This is a genomic window from Bacillus sp. mrc49, assembly GCF_002803435.1.
In genome coordinates, this window is record NZ_PHNG01000551.1 from 1 (window position 1) to 1,244 (window position 1,244).

Consider the following 1,244-nt stretch of genomic DNA (forward strand, 5'->3'; position numbering starts at 1 on the left):
CAAAGCATTTCCATCGATGAAGTGGAATCCGTTGAATCGATTGTCACCCGTTTTAAAACGGGCGCGATGTCATTCGGTTCTTTGAGCCAGGAAGCGCATGAAACATTGGCGATTGCCATGAACCGTCTCGGCGGAAAAAGCAATAGCGGTGAAGGCGGGGAGCATCCAAGCCGTTACCATTTGGATGAAAACGGTGATGACCGCCGCAGCGGGATCAAGCAGATCGCATCCGGACGTTTCGGTGTAAAAAGTCATTACCTCATCAATGCCGACGAGCTCCAAATCAAGATGGCACAAGGCGCAAAGCCTGGTGAAGGCGGCCAGCTTCCAGGGAATAAAGTATATCCTTGGGTCGCAGAGGTACGTGGTTCCACCCCTGGTGTGGGCTTGATTTCACCGCCTCCGCATCATGATATTTATTCGATTGAAGACCTGGCGCAGCTGATTCACGATTTGAAAAATGCCAATCGTGATGCCAGGATCAGTGTCAAGCTTGTGTCAAAAGCAGGTGTCGGCACGATTGCGGCCGGTGTTGCCAAAGGTGCCGCGGATGTCATCGTCATTAGTGGCTATGATGGCGGCACGGGTGCATCACCTAAAACAAGCATTAAACATACTGGGCTTCCTTGGGAGCTGGGCCTTGCTGAAGCGCACCAAACCTTGATGCTGAATGGACTGCGCAGCAGGGTGGTCCTCGAAACGGATGGAAAGCTGATGACGGGACGCGATGTGGTCATGGCGGCGATCCTTGGAGCGGAAGAATTCGGGTTTGCCACGGCCCCTCTTGTAGTCCTTGGCTGTGTCATGATGCGTGCGTGCCATCTGGACACATGCCCAGTCGGGGTAGCTACCCAAAACCCTGAGCTTCGCAGCAAGTTCACTGGAGATCCGGATCATGTCGTCAATTTCATGCGTTTCATCGCTGAGGAAGTGCGGGAAACGATGGCAGAGCTTGGTTTTAGAACACTGGAGGAGATGGTCGGCCGCACGGATGTTTTGCAAGTGAGCGAGCGGGCACAAAACCATTGGAAAGCGAAGCATCTGGACTTGACGACACTTCTTTTCCAACCGGAGGGGATACGTACGTATCAGCTTCCTCAAAACCATAAAATCGAAGAAGCATTGGATATCCGAAAAATTTTACCGATGGTACAGCCGGCATTGATTGATCAAGCCCCGGTGGATGTCAGCTTCCCCATTACAAACGTGAACCGTGTTGTCGGGACGATTGTCGGAAGTGAAGT

The 1,244-nt window shown here is 52.3% G+C and carries 1 protein-coding gene; it reads left to right on the plus strand.

Features of this window, described 5'->3' with window-relative positions:
- Nucleotides 1-1,244: glutamate synthase-related protein (locus CVN76_RS05590; protein ID WP_269800019.1), on the plus strand; the 1,244-nt coding region annotated here is incomplete at both ends.